Genomic DNA, 4,621 nt, shown 5'->3' with positions numbered 1-4,621 from the left:
TATTAATAATTTTTGTAAATCCTAAACCATTATAATAATCTTTAATGGCAGCTAATTTTAATTCTTTAGAAAACATAAAAGAACCCCTTAGGTTAGATTTCTCCAACTCAAGGGGTTCAGTTCAAAGGCATCAATCGATGCCTTCTTTTTGTTTTGCTTATTTTTCGTAAATTTTGACAAGGCCTTGGGTTCCGTCATCACCTAATTGATAATCATTCACCATCTTGTCATATAGTTGTTTAGCTAGTTTAGTAGCTGGTAAGTCAATGTGCATTTCTTCAGCGCCTTGTAAGGCAATTCTTAAGTCCTTCAAGAAGTGCTTAGCTGAAAAGCCTGGCTTAAAATCACCCTTCAATACACGTGGGCCATAGTTATCTAGACTCCAGTTGTCAGCACTACCACTTGAAACAGTGTCCATCATTGAAGCTAAGTCCAATCCGGCAGCCTTACCGTATTCGTACATTTCGACCATCCCAGTCATAGTACCGGCAATCATGATTTGGTTTGCCATCTTAGTATGTTGACCCTTACCGGCACCGCCAAATAGTTTCACTTGGCCGCCCATAGTATCTAGAATTGGTTTGACCTTATCAAAGGTTTCTTGATTACCACCGACCATGATGGTTAAGGTACCATTCTTGGCACCGACGTCACCACCGGATACTGGTGCATCCAATGTTTCGATACCCTTCTTTTGTCCTTCAGCAAAGATTTCTTCGTCTAATTTTGGTGTTGAAGTAGTTGAATCAATCAAGATAGTGTCTGAATCTGCACCCTTAAATAATCCGTTATCACCAAAGTAAATTTCTTTTACATCATCAGGGAAACCAGCAATTGTGATCACAACATCTGAAGATTGAGCAATTTGTTCAGGCGTATCTAACCACTTAGCTCCGTTATCGATTACGCTTTGTGCGTGCGCCTTGGTACGGTTAAATACGTTTACCTCATATCCAGCTTTCAATAAATTATTAATCATTGAGGAACCCATTACACCGGTTCCGATAAATCCAATTGTCATGTTTCATCCCTCCTTAAATAAAACACTATAGCTATTTATCGATATCTTCAAACATTTAGCTTAATTCCTATCAGGTCCAATATTTGTTATAATAGATATGTAAATCTTTTTTCCGAATGGAGGATTATTATTATGAATAATGGTGACAATGACAACCGTATTCGTAAATATACTTTCGATGATACATTTATGAACTCCGAAAATAATCAGTCAAATTCAAATCACATTTGGCCAATTATTATCTTTATCGTCGTTGTGGCAGCACTAATCTTAGGCGGGGTAAAAGCCGTTACCTACTTCACTAGCAGCCATGACAATCAAACCACTAAGATGACTCAATCAAGTAATCAAAGTAGTTCAAGTACGGATGAATCAAACACATCCGAACAAAGTAAGAATAACCAAAATAAGAGTAACCCATCAAATCAATCAAAGAAGAAAACTATGTTTGATGGTACTCACATCTTCAGTTCCGTTGCTGATGCGCAAAACTACGCTAAGGCAACACAAAGTCAATGGATTCAGGCTGGTTATCAAACCTATACCGTTTCAGCCGATTCACAAGGTTATTACATCTTAAAATTCGTTAGATAGGAGGAATATTCATGAAAGTAAACGTTAAGTTAGACAACAACCGTCTACCAGACAAGTACACTCGTCATGCAGCTGAGGAATTTAAGCAAAACGATTTTCCAGTCGTATCATTTCCCTTCTCAATTGAGGATGTGCCTGCCGACACCAAGGAAATCGCCTTTGCGCTAACCGATTTAGATTCAATTCCCGTATGTGGTTTTGAATGGATTCACTGGTTAGTCGCTGGGCTAGATGGTAAGGACGTGGTGGTTCCTGAAAACGCCAGTCAAGAAAATCCATTACATTGGGCTCAAGGTAACAACAGTTCAGCCGGTCACATCTATAACCTAGGTGATCAACCTATCAGTCATAAGTACATGGGCCCTAAACCACCAAGTGGTGTTCATGACTACACATTGACAGTTTATGCGTTAGACCAAAAACTAAACTTCAAGGATGGCTTCTGGTACAACGAACTACTTCATAACATTGATGGTCACATTATCGAACAAGTAAAAGTCGATTTACCTGTTGAAAACTAATAAAAAAGCGCTGCCGATTTGGCAACGCTTTTTATTTTTATAGTCGAGCAATTCGTTGGGCTTCGTCTTCTAGTCTAAAACACAAGTCTAATGCGTCTTTTCTGAAGTCCTCAACAAAGCTTTCTCCATTTGATTTAAATTCAGCAATTTGACGACCACTAATACCGGTAACTGTGAAAGTTACTCCATCATCAGCAAGCTTAGAAGTGTCGTAGTGACCTTCTTCTGCTTCTTCTAGGTAATCTTGGAATAAATCTGCAACCGCTTGGAAAATTACTTCTTCTTCGGTTACCTTGTGTCCGTCGATTAACATACGAGCCATCTTTAATTTTACTTCGTCCATGTTTTCTGGAATTAATTCACTCATTATTAACACCATCCTTAGCTATTATTTTATCATAATCCATAATCATTTTTAGAAAATAATGCGTTAAAAATGAAATCACTTTTTCAATCATGTTATTATCTTATTATAAAGGAGTGTTCGAAATGAAAATCGGAATTATCGGTGCAGGCCCTCGTGGTCTGTTAATGCTTAACAATTTGATTCAAAACTTTGAATCATCTGATCATGACAATTTAACAATTCATCTTTTCGACCGTGCCGTTGCAGGTGGCCGTGTCTGGAAAGTCAAACAACCAATTAGTCTAATTATGAATACCCCTGCCAATGAACTTTCATTATTCGATGATGGACAAGAAGACGCACTAAGTGTCTCAGAATGGTGCCAATCAGATATCTCAAACAAATTTATCAACAGTCTCGATGTTGATAACAAAGACGAGTTACTAACAGCTGTCGATAAGATTAACGACAGAAGTTACGTGCCTCGTGCCATTTGCGGTGCATACTGCCAATGGTTCTTCCAACAATTAGTTGAACAAATCAAGGACAATGACAGCATCAACTTGGATGTTCACTTCAACCAAAATGTGGATAACGTCGAAAAGGTCAAGGACGATTCTTTCGTCGTATCTGTGGGTGATGTGGATTACCCTGTTGATAAGCTAGTATTCAGTCTAGGTCAACAAGAAAACAAGTTAACCAAAGACCAAGAATCACTGCAAAAATACGCTAAGGACTACGGTCTAACCTACATTCTACCCGGTGAAGCTGATGAGGCAGACTTATCAACAATCACCAGTAATCAAAATGTGATTATCCGTGGAATGGGTCTTAGTTTTAATGACTTCGTATCCCGTCTAACCGAAGGTCGCGGTGGATACTTTACCGACAACGGTGACGACACCTTAACCTACCACGCCTCAGGTGATGAACCTACTATTTACGCTGGTTCTAGACGTGGGGTACCTTACTATCCTAAGGCAATTAGTCAAAAGGCATTCAATGAAAACTATCCAGCAGTCTTTTTAACCAACGAAAATGTGGATAAACATCTAAAGGATGGTCACATTTCCTTTGAAGATTTCCACATGTTATTAAGATTGGACATTGAATATCGTTACTACAGCTTCTTATTCAGTCTAAAACATCCCGAAATTGATGTTGAAGACTTCCAAAAGAAGTTCATAGAAACTGACAACCACAACGTTTTAATCGGTAGTTACCACCTACCAACTGAAGAAGTCTTTGATTGGGATAAGATTTTAAACCCAGTCGCTGGCGTAAAGATATCCACACTGGATAACTATCAAAAACACATCAAGACTTGGTTAAAAGAAATGATTGACGACGCCCTACTAGGCTCTAAGACCGGTCCTGTCATCGGTTCACTAGAAATGTTACGTGATCTTCGTGACAACATTCGTTACATCTTATCCAATCACTTATTCACAAACGATGATTTAGTGCACAAGTACCTAGGACGTTTCTCTTCTGACATGAAGTTCCTATCCCAAGGTGCTCCAGCAATTCGAAGCCAAGAAATTTTAGCATTGATGGATGCTGGTATCGTCAAGATTATCGGTCCTCAAATGCAAGTCATCGGTGCCAACCACAAGTTCATCACCCGTTCAGCATTCTACGGTGAAGAAATTATCCACGGTGATGCTTTAATCGAAGCACGTACCAATGCTCCTGTTACCAAGGTTTCCGCAAACCCTGTTATCACTAGCATGATGGACAAAGGCTTAATCAAGCCACTTCCAATCACCTTATCTGATGGTGAAACAGTGGATAACTCATCTGTGGATATCGATATTAAGACTGATCAAGTGGTCGGCCAACCAAACTTATACACATGGGGATTAAATACCGAAGGATTATACTTCGTTACCTCAGCCATTCCTCGACCAGGTGTAAATGATTCAATCCTACGTGCCGGAGACGATATCGCAAAAGGGCTATTAGACATCCCTGTTGAAAACCCAACCATTTACATGTAAACAAAAAGGCCATTGACCTGAACCCCTAAAATTGGAAGATGGTTATGCTATTTTCTGGGAGGAATTGATCCGGTATTCAACCGGTGACATTCCTCCCAGTTTTTGTTTTATACGATAATTGTTGTAATAAGATATATAT

General features: G+C 39.1%; 6 protein-coding genes. 3 read left to right on the top strand and 3 right to left on the bottom strand.

The features are described 5' to 3' along the window. Positions 1-157: 157 nt before the first annotated feature. On the bottom strand, positions 158-1,021 hold the full coding sequence (locus tag OEZ61_RS07785; RefSeq protein WP_034531431.1) for an NAD(P)-dependent oxidoreductase: 864 nt from the start codon (positions 1,019-1,021) through the stop codon (positions 158-160). A 132-nt stretch (positions 1,022-1,153) separates the two neighbouring features. On the opposite strand from OEZ61_RS07785, the gene OEZ61_RS07780 reads away from it, so the two are divergent. Together OEZ61_RS07780 and OEZ61_RS07775 are read left to right on the top strand one after the other, a co-directional pair. Further along, entirely contained in the window at positions 1,154-1,615 is a 462-nt protein-coding gene (locus OEZ61_RS07780) for a hypothetical protein (RefSeq protein WP_263506507.1), read from the top strand. Positions 1,616-1,626: 11 nt separating this feature from the next. Beyond that, entirely contained in the window at positions 1,627-2,136 is a 510-nt protein-coding gene (locus OEZ61_RS07775) for a YbhB/YbcL family Raf kinase inhibitor-like protein (protein WP_263506508.1), read from the top strand. A 37-nt stretch (positions 2,137-2,173) separates the two neighbouring features. On the opposite strand, the gene OEZ61_RS07770 is transcribed toward OEZ61_RS07775, so the two are convergent. Then, entirely contained in the window at positions 2,174-2,503 is a 330-nt protein-coding gene (locus tag OEZ61_RS07770; RefSeq protein ID WP_034531427.1) for a hypothetical protein, read from the bottom strand. Positions 2,504-2,625: 122 nt separating this feature from the next. Here OEZ61_RS07770 and OEZ61_RS07765 point away from each other — a divergent pair, with 122 nt between their 5' ends. Next, the gene (locus OEZ61_RS07765; RefSeq protein ID WP_263506509.1) at positions 2,626-4,482 is read left to right on the top strand and encodes an FAD/NAD(P)-binding protein; all 1,857 of its coding nucleotides are present in this window, start codon (positions 2,626-2,628) and stop codon (positions 4,480-4,482) included. 42 nt (positions 4,483-4,524) lie between these two features. Here the strand turns inward: OEZ61_RS07765 and OEZ61_RS08285 are convergent, their stop codons facing one another. Further along, positions 4,525-4,617, bottom strand: coding sequence for an IS3 family transposase (locus OEZ61_RS08285; RefSeq protein WP_080719905.1), 93 nt, complete (start codon positions 4,615-4,617; stop codon positions 4,525-4,527). Positions 4,618-4,621 lie beyond the last annotated feature (4 nt).

It is taken from the genome of Apilactobacillus sp. EABW-1NA (assembly GCF_030398685.1).
Classification (GTDB): Bacteria; Bacillota; Bacilli; order Lactobacillales; family Lactobacillaceae; genus Apilactobacillus; species Apilactobacillus waqarii.
The sequence above is the reverse complement of the archived record's forward strand: the minus strand, read 5'-3'. Positions and strand labels throughout refer to the sequence as shown.